Source organism: Bacillus sp. CGMCC 1.60114, from assembly GCF_042676365.1.
GTDB lineage: Bacteria > Bacillota > Bacilli > Bacillales > Bacillaceae_G > Bacillus_A > Bacillus_A rhizoplanae_A.
Map to the genome: position 1 here is coordinate 449,164 of NZ_JBHTHG010000117.1, position 21,304 is coordinate 470,467.

The window sequence follows — 21,304 nt, forward strand, 5'->3', positions numbered from 1 at the left end:
TTCGAGAGTATCTGATTGAGCTAGAAGCTCAGATTGCTCGAGAGTATCAGGTTGAGTTAGAAGTTCAGGTTGTTTGAGAGTATCTGATTGAGCTAGAAGCTCAGATTGATCGAGAATATCGGGTTGAGCTAGAAGTTCAGGTTGCTCGAGAATATCAGGTTGCTCGAGAATATCAGGTTGCTCGAGAACATCGGGTTGAGCTAGAAGTTCAGGTTGCTCGAGAATATCGGGTTGAGCTAGAAGTTCAGGTTGCTCGAGAATATCGGGTTGAGCTAGAAGTTCAGGTTGCTCGAGAATATCAGATTGAGTTAGAAGTTCAGGTTGCTCGAGAATATCAGGTTGAGTTAGAAGTTCAGGTTGTTCGAGAGTATCAGGTTGATTTAGAAGTTCAGGTTGCTCGAGAATATCAGGTTGAGTTAGAAGTTCAGGTTGATCGAGAATATCAGGTTGAGTTAGAAGTTCAGGTTGTTCGAGAATATCAGGTTGAGTTAGAAGTTCAGGTTGTTCGAGAGTATCAGGTTGAGTTAGAAGTTCAGGTTGTTCGAGAGTATCAGGTTGAGCTAGAAGATCAGGTTGAACTGGAGGTTCTGAATGCTCGAAAAGCTCAGGTTGTTCGAGAACATCTGATTGAATTAGAGGTTCTGAATGCTCGAGAAGCTCTGGTTGGTCAAGAATATTTGATTGAACTAGAGGTTCCGGTTGGTCTAGAAGAACCTGTTTGTTTTGAAATTGGCCATTCATTCCGATTGGCGTAATTTGCAGTAAAGCTATTTGTAATTCTTTTGTTTGCTCAATGATATTTTTAAATCTAGGATGATTTATGTTGGATAATTTTGTGATATTAAGTGAGAAGTTAAGTAAATTTTGTAATTCAATATATGCTTCACTTGCTGCAAAGGGTTTTTTGTTCAAAATAGTAATTAAATTTCCGACAATCGCAATGCCAGTTTCTCGTTGTGTAAGTGTTAAGTTTAAGCGTTTCAGCCCCCTTTTTATTGTTTCCGATATGTTTATGAGCTTCTTCGTGTTAGATTGTGATGGGTTTGAAAATACTGATGGAATTATATTAGTTAAGTCGCTTAGGACTTTCGGAAAAAGGTTGCTGTACCATCCTAGAGCAGGGGTATAATGAACAGCTGGAAGTCGGTAAGATTGTTTTGGAAAATAAGGTTTCGGGATTTTTTTCTGATTATCTTTAAAATAAGACATTGAAAGTCTCCTTTCTGATTGAGATAGTGAAAAACCTATCATAGTAGATGCAAGTAGTGTATAAAAAGGAATAGGAGAACGAGCAGTTTCTATAAAAAATGACAAAAACGCCTATTACGAGGCGTTTTCTTTTTGTTTTGCATAGTTATAATATCTTTTTAATGAAATCTTTGATTTAAAACCAATTCGTTTTATAATTTCTTGTTCTGGAACATGGTTTTGGATGAGGCGTAAAATAAATGTATTTCGTAAATGTTGACCAGAGATTCCTTTTCGCAGTCCAGCGCGTGCTACTTCAAGCCGAATCATTTTTTGTACAGCGATTTCCGTTAATGCTTTTGGAGCGTCATTTTCGTATACCCAGCGGAATGTATTTCGGTTAAAATCAAAAGCTACAAATAATGGATCTGCGCTATGGTATCTTGGGCGTACTGGTTCAGGAATTTTTTTATAGTAATGATATAATTTTTTTTTATCTTCTTCTGTTAAGGTAATGGTTCGTTCCATTCCAGATACAGCAGGAATAGATAATGTATTATTTTCAAAATGAACGTGATGCATATTTAGTGAAACGAGCTCTTGTAGTGATAAACCGTAATCAAGCAAAAGCATAATAATACATACATTTCGATCCATGAGTAATGGGCGTACAGGACGTTGTTTATCTGACAACCCTTCTAAAGAAGTTAAAATATATTTTAAACGTTGTTCCTCTTGTGGTGATATGAAATCTTCATCTCGTAATGCTCGATTTGGCTGTATAACAAGTTCCATATTTTTTAGTGGGCTAGGTAGGTTTAAAAAATCATACAGTCGATTTAACACAATGAAAACGCGGTGCATTGTTTTTTCAGAGTAATGACGTTTCATTTTTAAGTCTGAAAAATAATCTTCATAGTCTTTTGTACAAAGAGTCCCCCATATATTATTAGAAGAGATTTTTTTGTTCTTTTGTAACCAATGAACAAAATCTTCAATGTCGTAGACGTATCGCTTAATAGTTGAAGACTTCCGTCCCTTGTTGAATAAATACGCGGAGAAAGCTTGTACTGTATCATCAAGTTCTTTTGTTGTCATAGTCCCACCACCCTAGTTTTCTTACATTATACCAAAAATTTTCAGAAAAAGTTTATTTCTTGGGAAAGCGCAAATTTTGACAATAATCGTCAGTGAAATGATAAAGGTGAGGTGATTGTATGGAACAGTCGATGCGAAAGAAGAATAACAATCAAATTAACATTGTGCTAAATCACCGAAAAAAAATTTCTGTTTCTCCATCAGAACAAAAGCCGAATCTTTCAAGCGAAACTGTTACAAAGCATGAAATGTTGCAGCGAATTGAAGAAGAAATGAGCAAGCTTGTCGGAATGGAGGAAATTAAAAAAATTATAAAGGAAATTTACGCATGGATTTATGTAAATAAAAAACGGCAAGAAATGGGATTGAAATCAGAGAAACAAGTTCTTCATATGTTGTTTAAAGGTAACCCAGGAACAGGGAAAACAACAGTTGCTAGAATGATTGGAAAATTATTGTTTGAAATGAATGTTTTATCAAAAGGACATTTAGTTGAAGCGGAACGAGCGGACCTGGTTGGTGAATATATTGGGCATACTGCACAAAAAACACGTGATCTTATTCGAAAAGCAATGGGAGGAATCTTGTTTATTGATGAAGCCTATTCGCTTGCGCGTGGCGGTGAAAAAGATTTTGGGAAAGAAGCGATTGATACGCTCGTTAAACATATGGAAGATAAGCAGCATGCTTTTGTGCTCATTTTAGCAGGGTACTCACGTGAGATGAACCATTTTCTATCGTTAAATCCTGGTCTACAGTCTCGTTTTCCTTTCATTATCGAATTTTCTGATTACACAGTTAATCAACTGTTAGAAATAGGGAAACGTATGTACGACGAACGAGAGTATCAGTTATCAAAAGAAGCAGAGTGGAATCTTCGTGATCATTTAAATGCGGTAAAATATTCATCACATATTACTTCTTTTAGCAATGGACGTTATGTTCGTAATATTGTGGAAAAGTCCATTCGTACACAAGCGATGAGATTACTTCAGGAAGAAGCGTATGACAAATATGATTTAATTACAATTTCAAGTAGCGATTTAACACTTGCGGAAGAAACCTAAAGTTTTTAAATAGCTAAAAAACACGAAGCATAGTGCTTCGTGTTTTATTTTGTATTCTTTGTTTTTGCGCGTTGTTCTAATTGACTTTTTGGGCTTTGATCTGCTGTATCTGATGCAAGTCCTTGTGGATTAACGCTACTGTGTTTTCCTCGGTTGCTTTTGTTATTTCCTTTTGCCATCCTATATCACTCCTATTCTTCTTTGACTTTTTGTTGGTACTCTCTATGATATTTCTCCATTTTTTTGCTTTTTTCGTAAGCGGAATTTAAATCATGTCCAGATTGATCTACGGAGCTTCTTTGTGCACCTTTATTTACGTGTTTTGTCATTTATCTCACCTCTCTTTAAGAAATAGTATTTGCGGATAAGTACAAAAAACATGCAATAAAGTACAACTTCTATCAGTGGTATTTTTTTGTCTCTATGGATGGTCAGCACTGTTAATTAAGATTTCACATGTCGTTAGGGCGAAGTTAAATAGAAAAACCCTTTAGTTTAACTAAAGGGTTGATTTGTTATTTACCCCGTTATTCGTTGGGAGTAAGACTACTTCGCTGATTAAAGTTTCGCTTTATCACTGAAATGTTCTATCTTTTCTGCACTGCGATGTGGCAGATGCCATTTGTAATGAATAGAAATCATACGGAAACATACAATAAGAACGAATAAAACATAGAATGCCCAGTCGCTTGTAACAATTTTAGCTCCAATTAAAAATCCAGCTAAAATCGTCCAAAATGCATAAACTTCAGCTCGTAGTACGAGTGGTTTACGACGTGCTAATAAATCACGAATAATACCGCCGCCAATTCCTGTTAGTACAGCTGCGACAATCGTTGCACTAATTGGTAGATTTAGTTTTTTTGCATATAATGCACCTTGAATTGCGAAAGCAGATAAACCGATTGCGTCGGTAATATTTTCCCAGCGTTTCCAATGTTTGATGAGTTTGTTTGGGAATAAAAATATAATAGTCATTGATAAGATTGCGATTTCAAATAACATATCTTGTTTCCAAAACGCATCAATTGGATAGCCGATTAATAAATTACGTAGTGCTCCTCCCCCGAATGCGGTTGCCATTCCTAAAATATAAACCCCGAAAATATCGTATTCCTCTTCCATTGCGATGATTGCTCCGCTTAAAGCGAATGCAATTGTACCAATGATGCTAAATAAATCCCATGCCATGAAATTCTCCCTCACTAACTAGATGAAATGTTCTTACTCTGCTATTATATTAGAAGGTTTGATTTTCGAAAAGGATGAGTGAGTATATTTGATAGAAGAAAAAGAAAAAGTGATACTAGTTGGCTGTCAATTGCCGCAAGATGATGATGAACGTTTCGAACAATCGATGGAAGAATTAGCATCATTAGCGAAAACAGCACAAGCAGAAGTGTTGGTTTCAACGATGCAAAAGCGTTCTAAGTTTCATCCGGCAACGTATGTTGGGAAGGGAAAGTTAGAAGAACTTTCTCTACTTGCAGAAGAACTAGAACCAGATGTTATCATCTTTAATAATGAATTAACACCAAGTCAAATTCGAAATTTATCAGCACAGTTAGACGCGAGAGTCATTGATCGTACACAGCTTATATTAGATATTTTTGCTCAGCGCGCGAAGTCAAGAGAAGGTAAATTACAGGTGGAACTTGCGCAGCTTCAATATGCGTTGCCTCGTCTTGTGGGACAAGGACAAGCTTTATCTCGCCTTGGCGGTGGGATTGGTACAAGAGGTCCAGGGGAAACGAAGTTAGAAACAGATCGTCGTCATATTCGCTCTCGTATCGATGAGATTAAAAGGCAACTTTCAGGTGTGGTAGAGCACCGTAAGAGATATCGTGAACGCCGTAAAGAAAATCAGGTTTTTCAAGTTTCTTTAGTTGGATACACAAATGCTGGGAAATCTACATTATTTAACAGGTTAACGGCTGCCAATACATTTGAGGAAGATTTACTGTTCGCCACACTTGATCCGACGACGCGTAAAATGCAGTTGCCGTGTGGGTATACAGTGTTATTAACAGATACAGTTGGATTTATTCAAGATTTACCGACATCGTTAGTCGCGGCGTTTCGTTCCACATTAGAAGAAGTAAACGAAGCGGATGTTATTTTGCATGTTATCGATTCAGCTGATCCAAATTACATTGGGCATGAGGAGACAGTGAAAAAATTACTGCAAGATCTTGAGTTTGACCAAATTCCGGTGATTACAGTGTACAATAAAAAAGATAAGTTACATCCGAACTTCATCCCATTCCCAAAGAATGATTTTATTATGACGAGTGCTTTTGATGCGGCGGATTTAGAGAAATTAAAAAAAGTTGTAGAAATAGAAATGATGAAACGGATGGATTCATATGAATTAATGATTCCGGTAAGTGAAGGTAGATTGTTGACGCTTTTAAGAACAGAAACAGTATTAACAGAAATGGCGTTTCAAGAAGAAAAGCAAGCATACGAATGTACAGGGTATATTTTTGCTCACTCTCCGCTAAACGGACAAATCAATAGATATTCAGCAAGAAAAGGAGAAGAGAAAGAAGATGTTTAATCGATTGAAGAATGGGGAAAAGATTGCTCCAATTGTAAAAGAAGTTGAAATGCAAATTACAGACATACATAAACGTATTGATGAAGTAATTGAAAGTAATCAATTTCGTGTGTTAGAAAGTTTTCGTAGTCATAAAATTAGTGATTCACACTTTATTCCGACAACAGGATACGGCTATGATGATATCGGTCGTGATACGTTAGAAAAAGTGTATGCTGATGTGTTTGGAGCAGAAGCAGGTCTTGTGCGGCCGCAAATTATTTCTGGAACTCATGCAATTTCTACAGCGTTATTTGGAATTTTACGCCCTGGTGACGAATTGTTGTATATAACTGGGAAGCCGTATGATACGTTAGAAGAAATTGTTGGTGTTCGCGGGAAAGGTGTTGGCTCATTTAAAGAGTATAACATCGGTTACCAAGCAGTTTCTCTAACGGAAGAGGGGCGTGTGGATTTTGCTGCAGTGCAAGCGGCGATTCATGAAAATACAAAAATGATTGGTATTCAACGTTCGAAGGGATATGCAACTCGCCCATCATTTACAATTGCCGAAATTAAAGAAATGATTGCATTTGTAAAAGAAATTAAGCCGGATGTCGTTGTGTTCGTAGACAACTGTTACGGAGAATTTGTAGAAGAACTTGAACCATGTCATGTCGGTGCAGATTTAATGGCGGGTTCACTTATTAAAAATCCAGGCGGCGGCATCGTGAAAACGGGCGGTTACATTGTTGGGAAAGAACAATATGTAGAAGCGTGTGCATATCGTTTAACATCTCCGGGAATCGGAGCAGAGGCTGGTGCATCTTTATATAGTTTACAAGAGATGTATCAAGGATTTTTCTTAGCGCCTCATGTTGCTGGTCAAGCGTTAAAAGGTGCAATCTTTACAGCGGCCTTTTTAGAAAAGCTTGGTATGAATACATCGCCAACTTGGAATGCACCGCGAACAGATTTAATACAATCTGTTCAATTTGATGATAAAGAGCGAATGATTGCATTTTGCCAAGCAATTCAATATGCATCACCAATCAATTCGCATTTTACGCCGTATCCGAATTATATGCCAGGATATGAAGATGATGTGATTATGGCTGCAGGTACATTTATTCAAGGTGCGAGTATTGAATTATCAGCAGATGGTCCAATTCGTCCGCCTTATGTTGCATATGTACAGGGAGGCTTAACGTATTCGCATGTAAAGATTGCGATTTGTTCTGCTATTGATGCGCTTATTGAAAAAAATCTATTAGTAATTTCTTAAATGAAAGCTACCAATTTTGGTAGCTTTTTTGTATATAAGTAGGTAATTGAGACATTTTAATAAGGGTGAAAAAAATTTTAAAAAAATCATGTAAGAAAAGCTAACATCTGTTGACATGATACATAACATGATATAAAATGAGAATCAAGTTAAGGCGAAGGAGGAACTGAAATGACACAACATGATCGACGTTCTGCCCCGCTGTTTCCAATAAGTATAGTTATGGATTTAACTCAATTATCTGCACGTCAAATTCGTTACTATGAAGAACATAAATTGATTTCCCCAACCCGTACAAAAGGAAATCGTAGATTATTTTCATTTAACGATGTAGATAAATTGTTAGAGATTAAAGATTTGTTAGATCAAGGTTTAAACATGGCTGGTATTAAGCAAGTACTACAAATGAAGGAAAATCAATCAGAAGTGGTACAAGTAAGAGAAGAAGTGAAAGAAATTTCGAAATCTGAGCTTCGTAAAATTCTTCGAGATGAACTGCAGCATACAGGCAGGTTTAATCGAACGTCTTTACGACAAGGTGATATTTCAAGGTTTTTTCATTAATGATTGATAATTTCGAAAATGTTTAGAGGGACTAAGGAGGAATTTAAAATGGCAAAGTACACAAAAGAAGATATTTTCCGCTTGGCGAAAGAAGAGAATGTAAAGTATATCCGTCTACAATTTACGGATCTTTTAGGAAGTATTAAAAACGTAGAAATTCCAGTTAGTCAGTTAACAAAAGCTCTAGATAACAAAATGATGTTTGACGGATCGTCTATTGAAGGATTTGTTCGTATCGAAGAATCTGACATGTACTTATATCCAGACCTAGATACATGGGTAGTATTCCCATGGACTGCTGAAAAAGGAAAAGTAGCGCGACTAATTTGTGACATTTACAATGCAGATGGTACACCGTTTGATGGTGATCCACGTAACAACTTAAAACGTATGCTAAAAGAGATGGAAGAATTAGGATTTACTGATTTCAATCTTGGACCAGAACCAGAATTCTTCTTATTCAAAGTTGATGAAAAAGGAAATCCAACATTAGAATTAAATGATAACGGTGGATACTTCGACCTTGCACCAATGGATTTAGGAGAAAACTGCCGTCGTGATATCGTTCTTGAACTTGAAGAAATGGGCTTTGAAATCGAGGCATCTCACCATGAAGTTGCACCAGGACAACACGAAATTGACTTCAAATATGCAAGTGCAATTAAAGCGTGTGACGATATCCAAACATTTAAACTTGTTGTAAAAACAATCGCACGTAAACATGGTTTACACGCAACATTCATGCCAAAACCGCTATTTGGTGTAAACGGCTCTGGTATGCACTGTAACTTATCACTATTCAAAAGTGGTGAGAACGTATTCTATGATCAAAACGGTGATTTACAATTAAGCGACGATGCTCGTCACTTCATCGCAGGTATTTTGAAACATGCATCAAGCTTTACAGCGGTAACAAACCCAACTGTAAACTCTTATAAACGTTTAGTACCTGGATATGAAGCGCCTTGTTACGTAGCATGGTCTGCGCAAAACCGTAGCCCATTAATCCGTATCCCTGCATCTCGCGGCGTAAGTACACGTGTGGAAGTACGTAGCGTTGATCCAGCTGCAAACCCATACTTAGCAATGGCTGTATTATTAGCAGCAGGTCTTGACGGAATTAAAAATAAACTAGCGGTACCACCTGCAGTAGATCGCAATATTTATGTGATGACACCAGAAGAACGTGAACAAGCAGGTATCATTGACTTACCAGCTACATTAGCACAAGCATTAAAGGAATTAAAATCAAATGAAATTATTTGCGGTGCATTAGGTGAACATTTACTTGAGCATTTCATCGAAGCAAAAGAAATTGAGTGGGATATGTTCCGCACACAAGTTCACCAATGGGAACGCGATCAATATATGACTCTTTACTAAGAGTGAGAGGCCTTGATACTACTCGTATCGGGGCTTTTTTCTTTTTGTGGCTAAATCGATGTTTGAGATGTAGGAAGAAAAACAGCCACAAAAAAATCGGGAAAAATTTTTAACCTAAAACATCATGTGGAACGATATCGAAGTTTTAAACATTGAAGGGAAATACAAAGTGTATTTGAGTTCTGCAGCAAAACAATCCTTCCAAATCAATGATTTAGATCACTTTCATATTGAAGTTACACGAAACGATACGAGTGTAATTTCACAAGTAATCTGGACTGATGTTGGATTAGAATAAAGTTTGATTAAAAATGTATAGTGGTTATCAGTATTTTAAAATATTCTAGAGATTTTTAGTGTTTTTTTCGTTTATGTTACCTGTATAGGTACAAATACGATGATATTGTGCGGTCTTATAAAGAGAAGAATGCTGAGAGCTTTGAAAGACAGGATAATGGATATTAATTCAATTTGAATTTTGTATAAAAGCGTTATTTGAATAGAAAATGCCAGCTAAAACGTTCAGTAGATATTAGCATTTCAGCTAGTATTAAATGTTTTAAGTTTTAGAAACCTATTTTTTTAAACATCTTCCAATATGTTATTCCAATGACAGCTTGTGCAATTATGAATAGTGAACCGGTGAATAATTTTAGGTTATGATCTAATACACCTAATATTGCCATAATTAATCCGATTAAGATAAAAAGTACGCTTAGGAAAGGTGTAATTTTCATTAATATCTTAAGTCTTTTATTCATATACTGACCTCCTATTTTCAATGTATTTTAACTATTAAATTTATTTTACTATGTTTGACTTTCAAAATATAGAGGAGAAGCAAAGGGTTAACAGTATGAAAATAAACAAAACCGCTATTTTAAACACAAGAACAGCTAGCGTATGCTAACTGCTCAATTACTTGGAAAATAAAAATTAGATTTGGTTTTCAAAATGATTCGTACGAATTAATGAAACTGCTGTAGAGAAACTAATAAATCTTTATGGATGCGTAATAATGTTTGAATATCTTCTTCCTGAAGTTGTTCTAGTGCTAGTGCCATCGCTTTATAGGAAGTAGAGTTTTCGATGGATTTTTTTGATGTCTCTTGACCTTTTGTTGTTACTTTTAATTTTATTTCTCTACGATCTTCTTGTGATTGTTTTCGCTCGATTAATCCTAGATTAACTAACTCATCTACATTTACACTCACCGTACTTTTAGGAGCTGAAAGACGTTCTGAAATGTCTTTAAGGGTAATATTAGGAATTGCATAAATTGTGTTTAAGATACCAATTTGTTGTACAGTTAATCCTAAACTGGAGGCGTTTTGATGTGTGAACTTTATAATTTCTTTGTTTATTGTTACAAATGACTGGACAACTTCTCCTGCTTGTTTGAAACGTTGATTTTTTACACTCATATTATTAACTTCCTTTCTTTTTAACAATGTTCATAACGGAATGATTCACACTTGAACTATTTTAGTGTGAATCAATTTGAAGGAGAAGTCAATAAATGCTATTGATAGAAAACTTAATAAAAATTTCAATCGTAAAACTCCCTAGTCCTGCAGTATTAGGGAGTGAGTGAAAAGCTTGATGGAAGCTTAAATAAAAAAGAGCAAAAGATTTAGTTCCAATCACTAAGTGAATGTTTCCAATTATAAAAGAGCAGCTAGCAAAAGCTAACTGCTCATCTCCAAGGGGGATGGAGAATATTGTATTTACATTATTGACGGAATATTGAGATTTATTCAAGAGGAACAGAATTAGTTTATGTATAGATTGTAAGATGAATTAGATAAAAAATAATATAGTTGAAGCAAAGCAAGATAAAACCGTGATGATATGAAACATGTTTTTAAGTTTTCGGCGCTTCTTTTCATCTTCGGCAGCAAAAGAAATATATTTTTTTATCCCATATGTTAATATCCAAATCCCAAATGTTAATCCGAATATACCAACAAAAATCTGAAGAATTGGGAATGTAGTGGCATTCGAGACAATTGAAAGTAAAGTTCTAATTGATAAATAACACAATGTTATTAAAAGGGAAGCGTATATGATTGCGATGATCCATTTATTCATTTTAATCACCTCATTTTTGGGGGAGTAAATTTATGTAACAAAAGACATTATATCATGGTTTACATTTGATTGTATGCATGATTAAAACTCAACAAAATAATCCTTTTGTACACCATGTGTCAAGTATGATGTTAAGAAGGTAAGATAACACGTTCATTGATTGGAAATCTTTCCTAGGATATTCTAAATATAGAAATGCATGGGGACTGTCTAAAGGAGCGTGATTACTTCATGTTAGGAAAATGGATGAACAAAGTAAAAGAACCTAAATGTATACACAAATATAAATTCATTAAAACTCAGGACAGTGAAAATTTTAAAACAGGACAGATGGGGATAGCTAATTTTTATAAGTGTGAAAAGTGTGGAAAAGAAAAAATTGAATATAAATATAACAGTGATATAAATGGTGACTTTTGGGATTTATAAAATAATTTGTTTAAAGAAACGAGGATATAATAATGCGAAAGAGTCAACGAGACAAAGGAGTAAGAAGTAAACGAGAAATTGCTAGTTTGATAGGAGAGACTTGTGTATATCTCTCTGGGGCGGTGGATAGGTACTCTAATGATGTGAATGGAAAGGAAAGGTGGATTTAAGACTTTGCATAAATAGAAGGCAAATATAGAGGATTATTAGAAAATTTAGGAGAAGAATAAGGTAGAAGAAATAAAGTTTCTCAACATTTTGATAAAAAACGGGAGAATAACGAAGGAGAAAATGTTATATTATGAGGAGAAAAGAAAGAATTTGCAGAATAATTTATATTGACTTGTTCGTTATAAAGAACTAAACTTTATTTTAAATAGAACAAATTGTGTTTCATTTAATGAAGTGATGTTTTTATGCAAAAAAACTTTATCAAAATTTTCTTAAACATCTGAACATAAATCGTTTTATAAAGGTGTATAATTTAAAATTTAGTAATGCTTAGTTATCTTTATAAAAATGTTGCGGGGGGAAACTATGGAGAAGGAAATAAATGTTAGGAATTTATTTGCTGTTATACGAAGACGACTATGGATAGGTGTCGTGCTTACAATAATCATTACGTCAGTAGGAGCGGCTTATAGCATTTTCTTAAAAACCCCATTATACTCATCTTCTGCAAGAATACTCATTCAAACAAATAATGAGGTAATGAACACATTTACAGTAATGATAAATGAACCGGCTGTGATAGAGAAAGTAGCCGCAAAATTGGATATTAACAGATCAGCAAGCGCACTAAGCGGACAAATAAGTGCAGAAAGTATACAAGGTTCGCAGATAGTGAAAATTACTGTGGTTGATAAGAATTCCGAACTTGCAGCTGAAATTGCGAATACTACAGCAGCTGTTTATAAGCAAGAGGCTGCAAGCATATTAAAATTTAATGATGTTAGCATTTTATCGGAAGCAAAAGCAATGAAACACTCTGTACCAATAAACATCAATCATACTAAAACGATAATGATTGCCTTCTTTGTTGGTCTGGTATTAAGCATCGGCTTCATTTTCTTACTAGATTCACTGGATGATACGATTAAATCAGAGCGCACTATTGAAAAATTATTAGATATCCCTACTTTAGGGAGTATTTCTAAAATGAATAAGAGAAACATAGTAGGCAAACAGAGTAAAAGGGAACCTGTATCATTAAGGGGGCGAGACAATTGGTTTACAAAAGTAGAAGAAAAAGAGACAAAATCAAGGAAGAAAGCCTAGTTACTTATAATGCGCCGAATTCCAAAGTTGCTGAAGAGTATCGTACACTTCGTACGAATCTTCAGCTTTCATCTGTTACTCGTAAAGACAAGACCATCGTTATCACCTCCTCGAGATTTGGGGAAGGAAAATCAACTACTGTGTCTAACCTTGCTGTGTCTATAGCTCAACAAGGTGAAAAAGTATTGGTAATTGATGCTGATTTACGAAACCCGACAATTCACGAAATGTTCAGAATCGAAAACACGGTTGGACTGACAAATGTCTTGAGCGGTAAAGCAACAATGGAGGGAGCTGTTATGCAAACTGAAATTGGAAGGCTTAATGTACTGCCAAGCGGACCGATTCCGTTTAATCCAGCTGAGCTGCTGAATTCCATGGCAATGGAAATCCTAATTCAAAAAGCAATGGAGCAATACGATATCATATTATTTGATTCTCCGCCAATTTTAGAGGTAACAGATACAACCATTTTAGCTGACCGGTGCGATGGAGTATTATTAGTAATAAGCTGTAATCATTCTGTGAATGAGGACGCATTGGAAGCTAAAAGAATATTAAGTTTCACAAGAGGAAAATTAGTAGGGGCTATTTTAAATAATAAGGTTTAGGGATTTAATGCATATCTGAATTAAATAGCGTAAACATTTCATTACATTTATTTATAGGGCTATTACAATGAATTTTATGTTTAACAAGATAATCATTCTTTTAAATTATTTTGTTCTTTATAAAGAACCTGATGATCCTTTTTGGAGATTGGATGTGGTGATGTCTCCTTACCGATATCAATGGAGGCACTCGGTCATACTGTGGGTTAGAATAAACCTTAGATGCTAGTCATCAAGAGTGTGATGTGAGGACGGGTTAGATGCCCGAATTTTATTAAAGCTTTTAACTATGAGTTTTTGAAAAGATCTCATAGTTAAAAGCTTTAATTTTTTTCGAAGTAATAATTAAAAAGGAGGGAAAGTTTATGACATATCGGCAGAGGCTATCGTTATTGCTTTTAGTAGATTCATTTATTGTATTAAGTGCAATTTACCTTAGCTATTTTTTTGTAAATGCTAGTCTCCATGTTATTACATTATCATCAGTCATTAGTTCAATAACTTTGCTGCTTAGCCATCATTTTTTTGCTTTTATTTATAAGTTGTATAAAAAGGCATGGGAATATGCAAGTATAGGGGAATTATTAATTATTTTTAAAGCTATTACATTCTCTATCATTACTACAGCCTTTGTACAGCAAGTAACGATACATAAGATTTACTTTCGTTTGCTCGTTGTAACTTGGATGATTCATATTTTATTAATTGGCGGATCGCGTTTTCTTTGGCGAATGTATAGAGATGCATATTTTAAAAAGGATGACACAAAAAGGAGAACCTTAATTATTGGCGCTGGTTCTGCAGGAACAATGATAACAAGACAATTGTTAAAGAACAATGATACAGAATTATTACCTGTTGCATTTATTGATGATAATGTGAAAAAACATAATCTTGATATTCTGGGGATTCCAGTAATCGGTGGAGTGAATCAAATTGAGAGTGCTGTTCAAGACCTAAATATCGAGAGCATTATAATAGCAATTCCTTCGCTAAGTAAAAAAAGTTTGAATGCTATTTTTAAAGAATGTTCAAAGACGAAAGCGAAAACTCAAATTCTTCCTATGCTAGAAGATTTAGTAACAGGAAAAGTTTCAGTTAATGAATTCCGTGATGTTCAAGTGGAGGATTTGCTAGGGCGAGATCCAGTTGAATTAGATATGAATAGCATTTCAGAATACATAACCGACAAAGTTATTTTAGTGACTGGTGCTGGCGGTTCAATCGGTTCAGAGATTTGTAGACAAGTCTCAAAATTTAATCCGGAGCAATTAATTTTATTAGGTCATGGAGAAAACAGCATTTACTCCATTGAAATGGAATTGAAAGAGTTATATGGTAACACAAAAATTACATTTATTTCAGAAATTGCGGATATACAAGATAATAAGAAAATGATGTCGGTGATGAACAAATATCGTCCGCATGTTGTCTATCATGCTGCTGCTCATAAACATGTACCGTTAATGGAACACAATCCAGAAGAAGCTGTAAAAAACAATTTAATTGGAACGATGAATATTGCAGAAGCAGCAAGCTGGCATGATGTAGAGACATTTGTCATGATTTCCTCTGACAAAGCAGTGAATCCAACTAGTGTCATGGGAGCGACGAAAAGGCTGGCTGAAATGATTATTCAACAGAAAGATAAAATGAGCCATACAAAGTTTGTTGCTGTTCGTTTCGGAAACGTATTAGGAAGCCGTGGGAGTGTGATTCCGCTATTCAAAAAACAAATTCAAAACGGCGGACCAGTTACAGTTACTCATCCAGATATGGTTCGTTACTTTATGACGATTCCAGAAGCATCAAGACTCGTGATACAGGCTGGAGCTTTAGCTAAAGGTGGCGAAATTTTTGTATTAGATATGGGTGAACCAGTAAAAATCATTGATCTCGCTAAAAATTTAATCAAACTATCAGGAAACTCTATAGAAGAAATTGGGATAAAATTTACTGGAATGAGACCGGGCGAAAAGCTTTTTGAAGAGTTATTAAAAGATGATGAAATCAATGAACAGCAAATTTATCCGAGAATTTATGTGGGAAAAGAAACGAATATTTATATAGAAGAAATTGAAAAAGTTATTTCTACATATTCTGACTTGGATAAAGAGGAGTTACGAACAAAGCTACTATATTTAGCTAATAATCATGATATCTCAAAAATACCAATATCTATCTTTGGTTAAAGGACTGCGAAAACTGTAGTTTAATTGAAAATATAGTTGAATGGGTGTGTGATCTAAGTGTCTAAGAAAGTGTTGTTTTGTGCAACAGTAGACTATCATTTCAAAGCATTTCATTTGCCGTATATGAAATGGTTTACAGAGCAGGGGTGGGAGGTGCATGTTGTTGCAAATGGCAATATAGAACTTCCCTATGTAGCTAAAAAATATGACATTCCTATTCAAAGATCACCTTTTAAACTCCAAAACTTTCATGCATATAAGGAGCTTGCATCAATCATTAATAAAAATAAGTACAGCATCATTCATTGTCATACACCTCTCGGAGGAGTGCTTGCCCGCTTAGCTGCAAGAAAAGCAAGAAGACAGGGAACAAAGGTGATGTATACAGCTCATGGATTTCATTTTTATAAGGGATCCCCGCTTATAAACTGGCTTATATATTATCCAATTGAAAAAGTACTAGCTTCTTATACAGATTGTCTCATAACAATCAATAAAGAAGATTACAATCTTGCTGTGGATCATCACTTTAAAGCAGAGTGTATTGAGCACGTTCATGGGGTAGGAGTAGATATAGAACAATTTAGCCCGATAAAAGAAATGTATAAACGTAATTTAAAGATACAATTTGGTTATAAACCAGACGATTTTTTAATGTTTTATGCTGCGGAATTTAATAAAAATAAAAATCAGCAATTCTTGATTCGTTCGTTAGCTTTACTAAAAAGTGAAATTCCGAATGCAAAGCTTTTACTTGCAGGGACTGGCTTATTAATGGAAAGTTGTAAGACACTAGCTGCTCAGTTAGGAGTTACCGAAATGGTTCATTTTCTCGGTTATCGTACTGATATTGCTTCATTATTACCGATGTGTGATATTGCTGTTGCATCCAGTCTCCGAGAAGGTTTGCCGGTTAATATTATGGAGGCTATGGCTTGTGGTCTTCCGGTTGTAGCTACTGATAATAGAGGACATAGGGAACTTATTCTCAATAATGAAAATGGTTGGATTATAAGTCATAACAATATAGAGGAGATGTCCGATAAGATAAAATACCTTGCTCAAAATCCCAATTTGAGTATTCAGTTTGGGAATACCGGGCGTATTATGATTGAAAATAAATATGCCATTAATGAGGTATTAGAAGAAAAGAAAGACCTTTATGCTATGTACACGGGTGAAACGGAGGAGTTACAGTGGGCTGTCCATTAAGGATATTACACGTAGTTGTAAATATGAATCGAGGCGGGGCTGAAACTCTAATTATGAATTTATATCGAAATTTAGATCGATCTAAGGTCCAATTCGATTTTCTGACCTGCAAAGAAGGCGTGTTCGATGAAGAAATAGTAGAGCTAGGTGGAAAAGTCCATAGAGTTCCGTATATTACAGATGTCGGGCATATGAGATACATGAAAGCCTTAAACACTTTCTTTGCATCTCATCAAGAATATAGGATTGTACACTCACACATGGATAAAATGAGTGGGTTTGTACTCCGTTCGGCTAAAAAAGCAGGTATACCTATTCGAATTGCTCACAGTCATAATACGAGTAGCGAGGGCGGCGTTGCAGCCAAAATGTATAAATGGTACGCTGGGAAATTTATTTTATCATGTGCAACACATTTGCTAGCATGTTCAAATGCTGCTGCTCAGTGGTTATTCGCAGATAAAGCAACTGCAGCTAAACTCGTAAAGAATGGGATTGAATGTGATAGATTTTCATTTTCTCCTAATATTAGAAAACAAGTGAGAGAGGAATTACAACTCCACCAAGATACTTTCGTAGTTGGACATGTCGGAAGATTCGCGCATCAAAAAAATCATTCTTTTCTTATAGACATATTTGCTCAATTAATCAAGTTGAAACCGAATTCTATTCTTCTATTAGCGGGGGATGGTCCACTTCGCTTAGAGATTGAAAAAAAAGTAGAAGAGTTAAATTTAGGGAATAATGTAAAGTTTCTTGGGGTAAGAAGCGATATAGAAAAGCTACTTCAGGCGTTTGATGTGTTTGTATTTCCGTCTATTCATGAGGGTTTACCGGTTACCCTTATAGAGGCACAAGGGGCTGGATTACCTTGTATGATATCGGATGCTATTACACAAGAAGTTGATATGGGAATGAATTTAGTTGAATATATCTCTTTGACTGACAAAGAGATATGGATAGAAAAATTAAAAGGTATATCAGTTAGAAATTTACCAAGGGATATATTAGATCAAGCATTATCTAAAAAAGGGTACGATATAAAAAATACTGCGGGATTAACGCAAGAATTTTATTTAGCAGTGTCGAGGTGAATTATTTGAAGAAGTTAACTATTTTTACACCTACTTACAATAGGGCATACTGTCTTCACAATTGTTATAAGAGTCTAAAGCGTCAAACATGCAAGGAGTTTGTATGGTTAATTATAGACGATGGGTCCAGTGATGGCACAAAAGAGTTAGTGAGCAGCTGGATTGCTGAAAATCGTATAGAAATAAAATACCATTGGCAACAAAACCAAGGCATGCATGGTGCTCATAATACAGCATATGAGATGATCGACACAGAACTAAATGTATGTATTGATTCTGATGATTATATGCCCGATGATGCCGTAGAAAAAATTCTTTCTTTTTGGGAGAGACACGGAAGTGATGAAGTCAGTGGCATAATTGGACTTGACTCGTATACAGATGGACAAGTCATTGGTTCGAGATTACCAGAGAATATGAAACACTCAACACTTTTTGATCTCTATAATAAGCATGGTGTAACAGGTGATAAGAAACTTGTATATCGTACGGAATTGACGAAAAAGTATCCTTATCCAGTTTTTAAGGATGAAAAGTATGTAGGATTAGCATATAAGTATTATATGCTTGATCGGCAGTACGAGATGTTACTGATAAATGAAGTCCTTTGCTGTGTTGAATATCTGCCTGATGGTTCATCCATGAACATGCTAAATCAATATCGTAGAAACCCAAAAGGCTTTGCTTTTTATCGGAAGGAGCTTATGAAATTGTCATTTGTAAGCCAATCGTTTAAATATAGACAGGCTATCCACTATGTATCTAGCAGTCTTATATCAAAAAATAGAAGGTTCATGAGTGAGACACCGTGTAAAACTCTTACACTTTTCGCTATTCCGTTTGGGATTATGCTGTATTGTTACATCACAACAAAAACAAGAGTATCAGAAATAACATAGGATTTTAGTATTAAGTTGAAAGGAAATTACAAATGACTATACTTTGGATGAATCTTGCTATAGTATTTATGTTCTCTTTTTTTGCAAGATATTTTGCTATGCCTTTGACCACGGAGCCAGCATGGATAAAGCCGAATCAGTTTTTGACTTTGGTGACAGTTCTATCTCTTGTATTGGTATCGGGCCTTCGAAACAATATTGGAGATACATACTTTTATATGCATGGCTATACTGTTACTGATTTCACTTGGGAATATATTAAAAACAATAAAGACATCGGATTTAATATTTTTCAAATGATTTTACAAAAGTATACCGATGATCCTCAGGTCATGGTTTTTATTACAGCATTGATAACAAATGTACTAATCGTATTCATTCTATATAAGTATTCAAGGTTAATTGACTTAAGTTTATATGTCTATATCACGTCTGGGATGTACTTAACATCAATGAATGGGATTAGGCAATATTTAGCTGCTGCTATTGTTTTTGCTGCGACCAAATATATTCTTGATGGTAACTGGAAAAAATACATTCTCATTGTTCTGCTTGCATCAACATTTCATCAGAGTGCGCTTGTTCTCATACCAATATATTTTTTAATTCGAAGAAAAGCTTGGTCAACAACAACGTTTATCCTTCTTTTTTTAGCAGTGCTTATCGTTATAGGATTTAATCAATTTTCTGAGATTTTTTTCGCTGCGATAGGGGATACTCAGTATGGTCATTACAAGGATTTTCATGAAGGTGGTGCCAATATCCTTAGGGTTGCTGTTGAGGCTGCACCACTCATACTTGCGTTCTATGGTAGAGAAAGACTTAGAGAATTGTTTCCAAAGAGTGATTATATTGTAAATATGGCATTGCTAGGCATGGTTTTTATGCTTATTTCAACACAAAACTGGATTTTTGCAAGGTTTGCTATTTATTTTGGATTATACCAATTAATATTAATTTCTTGGGTTGTAAAGCTGTTCACTGAAAAGGATCAGAAGTTTGTCTATTATGCAATTTTAGTATGTTACTTTGTTTATTTTGTATATGAGCATGTCATTACTTTGAGGATTATCTATAAGAGTAACTTTTTGGGATAATAAAGATTCAATATATGGAATTGATTATAAGATTGGGGTAGGTTTCAATGGTTAAGGCCAAAAAGACCATAAGAGTTTTGCACATTGTCAGTGCTATGAATCGAGGTGGTGCTGAAACGCTGTTAATGAATATATACAGAAATATAGACAAATCACAAGTTCAATTTGATTTTGTTTCACACAGAACTGAGAAGTGTGATTATGATGAAGAAATAGCACTATTAGGTGGTAAAGTCTATAGAATTCCAAGTCTAGGACAAGTAGGGCCTTTTGCGTATATTAAAGAACTTACAAAGATAATGTCTGATAATCGATATGTAGCCGTACATGCACATACCGATTATCAAGGTGGCTTTGCCGCGGTGGCTGCGAAAATGGCAGGTATAAAAAAAAGGGTTTGTCATTCTCACAGTAATAATTGGCCTCAAGGATTTGGAATTAAAGCGAAAATTACCCTAAAGGTTTTGCAATCTATTATTAAATATGCTGGAACAGATTATTGTGCGTGTAGTATTGAAGCTGCACGTTTTTTATTTGGTAAAAGAATAATTAACGATAATAGGTTAGAATTGATCAAAAATGGAATAGATATTAGCCAATTTACTGATGTGGACATAAGAGATGTTGCCAGCGTGAGAAAAGAGCTTAATATACCAGATGAGGCGAAAATAATAGGTCATATTGGTCGTTTTTCAGAATCAAAGAATCATATTTTTATCCTACAAGTTCTAAAAGAAATTTTAAAGAGAGATGTAAATTTTATCGCTGTTTTAGTGGGCGATGGTCCGTTAAAAAGCTCTATTGAATTGAAGGCAAAAGAACTGGGTATTTACAACAATATAAGATTTTTAGGCGTGAGAACGGATATACCAAGATTGTTGAAAGCATTCGATGTTTTCTTATTTCCTTCTTTATTCGAGGGTTTTGGGATTGTAACGTTAGAAGCACAATGTTCAGGTACACCTTGTATTGTTGCGGATACGATACCTAGAAATACTGATATGGGCTTAGGAATAATGTCATTTATTAGTTTAGACGAAAAGCTTGAGGTATGGTCCGAAGAAATTAATCAAGCTTTATTAAAAGAAAAACCTGAAAGATCAAAGATAATTAACAATATATCAAAATTAGGTTTTGATATTAATAGTAATATTCCCGATTGGTTATCCTTATATGGAATAGAGTATGAGGAATGTATTGGATAATTTTGTTTTATCACCATTTTACATAACCCAATCTTGATTATATTTGCTAGGGAAAATAGGGAGCTACCATAA

General features: G+C 35.0%; 22 protein-coding genes and 1 pseudogene. 16 read left to right on the top strand and 7 right to left on the bottom strand.

Going from position 1 to position 21,304, the window contains the following annotated elements; translation table 11 throughout:
* The coding region (locus ACFQZ1_RS20785) for a collagen-like repeat preface domain-containing protein (RefSeq protein ID WP_377884054.1) at positions 1-1,209 on the bottom strand (1,209 nt) is incomplete at its 3' end.
* 114 nt (positions 1,210-1,323) lie between these two features.
* Positions 1,324-2,286: a tyrosine-type recombinase/integrase gene (locus ACFQZ1_RS20790; RefSeq protein WP_377884055.1), complete on the bottom strand. Its 963-nt coding sequence runs from the start codon at positions 2,284-2,286 to the stop codon at positions 1,324-1,326.
* Positions 2,287-2,405: 119 nt separating this feature from the next.
* Here ACFQZ1_RS20790 and spoVK point away from each other — a divergent pair, with 119 nt between their 5' ends.
* Positions 2,406-3,353, top strand: coding sequence for a stage V sporulation protein K (spoVK, locus tag ACFQZ1_RS20795; RefSeq protein WP_377884056.1), 948 nt, complete (start codon positions 2,406-2,408; stop codon positions 3,351-3,353).
* Between the two features lie 44 nt (positions 3,354-3,397).
* Here spoVK and sspL read toward each other — a convergent pair whose 3' ends face one another.
* The 3 genes from sspL to ACFQZ1_RS20810 all read right to left on the bottom strand — a co-directional run bounded on the left by sspL (position 3,398) and on the right by ACFQZ1_RS20810 (position 4,544).
* The gene (gene sspL, locus ACFQZ1_RS20800; RefSeq protein WP_377884057.1) at positions 3,398-3,532 is read right to left on the bottom strand and encodes a small, acid-soluble spore protein L; all 135 of its coding nucleotides are present in this window, start codon (positions 3,530-3,532) and stop codon (positions 3,398-3,400) included.
* Positions 3,533-3,544: 12 nt separating this feature from the next.
* Complete coding sequence (locus ACFQZ1_RS20805) at positions 3,545-3,682, bottom strand: hypothetical protein (protein WP_176524747.1); 138 nt, start codon at positions 3,680-3,682, stop codon at positions 3,545-3,547.
* Positions 3,683-3,911: 229 nt separating this feature from the next.
* Positions 3,912-4,544: a trimeric intracellular cation channel family protein gene (locus ACFQZ1_RS20810; RefSeq protein WP_377884058.1), complete on the bottom strand. Its 633-nt coding sequence runs from the start codon at positions 4,542-4,544 to the stop codon at positions 3,912-3,914.
* A gap of 91 nt (positions 4,545-4,635) precedes the next feature.
* On the opposite strand from ACFQZ1_RS20810, the gene hflX reads away from it, so the two are divergent.
* From hflX to ACFQZ1_RS20840, 6 genes and pseudogenes are all read left to right on the top strand, one after another.
* Positions 4,636-5,913, top strand: a complete 1,278-nt coding sequence (gene hflX / locus ACFQZ1_RS20815; RefSeq protein WP_377884164.1) for a GTPase HflX — start codon at positions 4,636-4,638, stop codon at positions 5,911-5,913.
* Entirely contained in the window at positions 5,906-7,177 is a 1,272-nt protein-coding gene (locus tag ACFQZ1_RS20820) for a methionine gamma-lyase family protein (RefSeq protein WP_377884059.1), read from the top strand. The genes hflX and ACFQZ1_RS20820 overlap by 8 nt, the downstream gene beginning before the upstream one ends.
* Positions 7,178-7,348: 171 nt before the next feature.
* The gene (locus tag ACFQZ1_RS20825; RefSeq protein WP_377884060.1) at positions 7,349-7,741 is read left to right on the top strand and encodes a MerR family transcriptional regulator; all 393 of its coding nucleotides are present in this window, start codon (positions 7,349-7,351) and stop codon (positions 7,739-7,741) included.
* A 48-nt stretch (positions 7,742-7,789) separates the two neighbouring features.
* Positions 7,790-9,124 (top strand): type I glutamate--ammonia ligase, encoded by a 1,335-nt coding sequence (gene glnA / locus ACFQZ1_RS20830; protein WP_377884061.1) that lies wholly within the window; start codon positions 7,790-7,792, stop codon positions 9,122-9,124.
* A 169-nt stretch (positions 9,125-9,293) separates the two neighbouring features.
* Positions 9,294-9,422, top strand: a complete 129-nt coding sequence (locus tag ACFQZ1_RS20835) for a hypothetical protein (RefSeq protein ID WP_377884062.1) — start codon at positions 9,294-9,296, stop codon at positions 9,420-9,422.
* A gap of 62 nt (positions 9,423-9,484) precedes the next feature.
* Positions 9,485-9,589 (top strand): annotated as a pseudogene (locus tag ACFQZ1_RS20840) (dUTP diphosphatase); the annotation flags it as partial.
* Between the two features lie 101 nt (positions 9,590-9,690).
* On the opposite strand, the gene ACFQZ1_RS20845 reads toward ACFQZ1_RS20840, so the two are convergent.
* Positions 9,691-9,885: a hypothetical protein gene (locus tag ACFQZ1_RS20845; RefSeq protein ID WP_377884063.1), complete on the bottom strand. Its 195-nt coding sequence runs from the start codon at positions 9,883-9,885 to the stop codon at positions 9,691-9,693.
* A gap of 207 nt (positions 9,886-10,092) precedes the next feature.
* Positions 10,093-10,548, bottom strand: a complete 456-nt coding sequence (locus tag ACFQZ1_RS20850) for a MarR family winged helix-turn-helix transcriptional regulator (RefSeq protein WP_377884064.1) — start codon at positions 10,546-10,548, stop codon at positions 10,093-10,095.
* 898 nt (positions 10,549-11,446) lie between these two features.
* Here ACFQZ1_RS20850 and ACFQZ1_RS20855 point away from each other — a divergent pair.
* The 9 genes from ACFQZ1_RS20855 to ACFQZ1_RS20895 all read left to right on the top strand — a co-directional run bounded on the left by ACFQZ1_RS20855 (position 11,447) and on the right by ACFQZ1_RS20895 (position 21,232).
* Positions 11,447-11,644, top strand: a complete 198-nt coding sequence (locus ACFQZ1_RS20855; protein ID WP_377884065.1) for a hypothetical protein — start codon at positions 11,447-11,449, stop codon at positions 11,642-11,644.
* Positions 11,645-12,181: 537 nt separating this feature from the next.
* Positions 12,182-12,922, top strand: coding sequence for a YveK family protein (locus ACFQZ1_RS20860; protein ID WP_377884066.1), 741 nt, complete (start codon positions 12,182-12,184; stop codon positions 12,920-12,922).
* Positions 12,871-13,533 carry a CpsD/CapB family tyrosine-protein kinase gene (locus tag ACFQZ1_RS20865; RefSeq protein WP_377884067.1) on the top strand — a complete coding sequence of 221 codons (663 nt, stop codon included), beginning with the start codon at positions 12,871-12,873 and terminating at the stop codon, positions 13,531-13,533. The genes ACFQZ1_RS20860 and ACFQZ1_RS20865 overlap by 52 nt, the downstream gene beginning before the upstream one ends.
* A gap of 365 nt (positions 13,534-13,898) precedes the next feature.
* Positions 13,899-15,725, top strand: coding sequence for a polysaccharide biosynthesis protein (locus ACFQZ1_RS20870; RefSeq protein WP_377884068.1), 1,827 nt, complete (start codon positions 13,899-13,901; stop codon positions 15,723-15,725).
* A gap of 57 nt (positions 15,726-15,782) precedes the next feature.
* Positions 15,783-16,937 carry a glycosyltransferase family 4 protein gene (locus tag ACFQZ1_RS20875; RefSeq protein ID WP_377884069.1) on the top strand — a complete coding sequence of 385 codons (1,155 nt, stop codon included), beginning with the start codon at positions 15,783-15,785 and terminating at the stop codon, positions 16,935-16,937.
* Complete coding sequence (locus ACFQZ1_RS20880; RefSeq protein WP_377884070.1) at positions 16,922-18,031, top strand: glycosyltransferase family 1 protein; 1,110 nt, start codon at positions 16,922-16,924, stop codon at positions 18,029-18,031. The genes ACFQZ1_RS20875 and ACFQZ1_RS20880 overlap by 16 nt, the downstream gene beginning before the upstream one ends.
* A 5-nt stretch (positions 18,032-18,036) precedes the next feature.
* Positions 18,037-18,930, top strand: coding sequence for a glycosyltransferase family 2 protein (locus tag ACFQZ1_RS20885; protein WP_377884071.1), 894 nt, complete (start codon positions 18,037-18,039; stop codon positions 18,928-18,930).
* A gap of 32 nt (positions 18,931-18,962) precedes the next feature.
* Positions 18,963-20,027, top strand: a complete 1,065-nt coding sequence (locus ACFQZ1_RS20890; RefSeq protein ID WP_377884072.1) for an EpsG family protein — start codon at positions 18,963-18,965, stop codon at positions 20,025-20,027.
* Positions 20,028-20,074: 47 nt separating this feature from the next.
* Positions 20,075-21,232 carry a glycosyltransferase family 1 protein gene (locus tag ACFQZ1_RS20895; protein ID WP_377884073.1) on the top strand — a complete coding sequence of 386 codons (1,158 nt, stop codon included), beginning with the start codon at positions 20,075-20,077 and terminating at the stop codon, positions 21,230-21,232.
* Positions 21,233-21,304 lie beyond the last annotated feature (72 nt).

What these genes read in the sequence shown, in the direction of transcription:
- sspL (WP_377884057.1), bottom strand. Translation starts at nt 3,532, where the DNA reads ATGGCAAAAGGAAATAACAAAAGCAACCGAGGAAAACACAGTAGCGTT.
- ACFQZ1_RS20810 (WP_377884058.1), bottom strand. Translation starts at nt 4,544, where the DNA reads ATGGCATGGGATTTATTTAGCATCATTGGTACAATTGCATTCGCTTTA.
- ACFQZ1_RS20895 (WP_377884073.1), top strand. Translation starts at nt 20,075, where the DNA reads ATGGTTAAGGCCAAAAAGACCATAAGAGTTTTGCACATTGTCAGTGCT.
- ACFQZ1_RS20855 (WP_377884065.1), top strand. Translation starts at nt 11,447, where the DNA reads ATGTTAGGAAAATGGATGAACAAAGTAAAAGAACCTAAATGTATACAC.
- ACFQZ1_RS20850 (WP_377884064.1), bottom strand. Translation starts at nt 10,548, where the DNA reads ATGAGTGTAAAAAATCAACGTTTCAAACAAGCAGGAGAAGTTGTCCAG.
- ACFQZ1_RS20805 (WP_176524747.1), bottom strand. Translation starts at nt 3,682, where the DNA reads ATGACAAAACACGTAAATAAAGGTGCACAAAGAAGCTCCGTAGATCAA.
- spoVK (WP_377884056.1), top strand. Translation starts at nt 2,406, where the DNA reads ATGGAACAGTCGATGCGAAAGAAGAATAACAATCAAATTAACATTGTG.
- ACFQZ1_RS20860 (WP_377884066.1), top strand. Translation starts at nt 12,182, where the DNA reads ATGGAGAAGGAAATAAATGTTAGGAATTTATTTGCTGTTATACGAAGA.
- ACFQZ1_RS20890 (WP_377884072.1), top strand. Translation starts at nt 18,963, where the DNA reads ATGACTATACTTTGGATGAATCTTGCTATAGTATTTATGTTCTCTTTT.
- ACFQZ1_RS20825 (WP_377884060.1), top strand. Translation starts at nt 7,349, where the DNA reads ATGACACAACATGATCGACGTTCTGCCCCGCTGTTTCCAATAAGTATA.
- ACFQZ1_RS20790 (WP_377884055.1), bottom strand. Translation starts at nt 2,286, where the DNA reads ATGACAACAAAAGAACTTGATGATACAGTACAAGCTTTCTCCGCGTAT.
- glnA (WP_377884061.1), top strand. Translation starts at nt 7,790, where the DNA reads ATGGCAAAGTACACAAAAGAAGATATTTTCCGCTTGGCGAAAGAAGAG.
- ACFQZ1_RS20845 (WP_377884063.1), bottom strand. Translation starts at nt 9,885, where the DNA reads ATGAATAAAAGACTTAAGATATTAATGAAAATTACACCTTTCCTAAGC.
- ACFQZ1_RS20820 (WP_377884059.1), top strand. Translation starts at nt 5,906, where the DNA reads ATGTTTAATCGATTGAAGAATGGGGAAAAGATTGCTCCAATTGTAAAA.
- ACFQZ1_RS20870 (WP_377884068.1), top strand. Translation starts at nt 13,899, where the DNA reads ATGACATATCGGCAGAGGCTATCGTTATTGCTTTTAGTAGATTCATTT.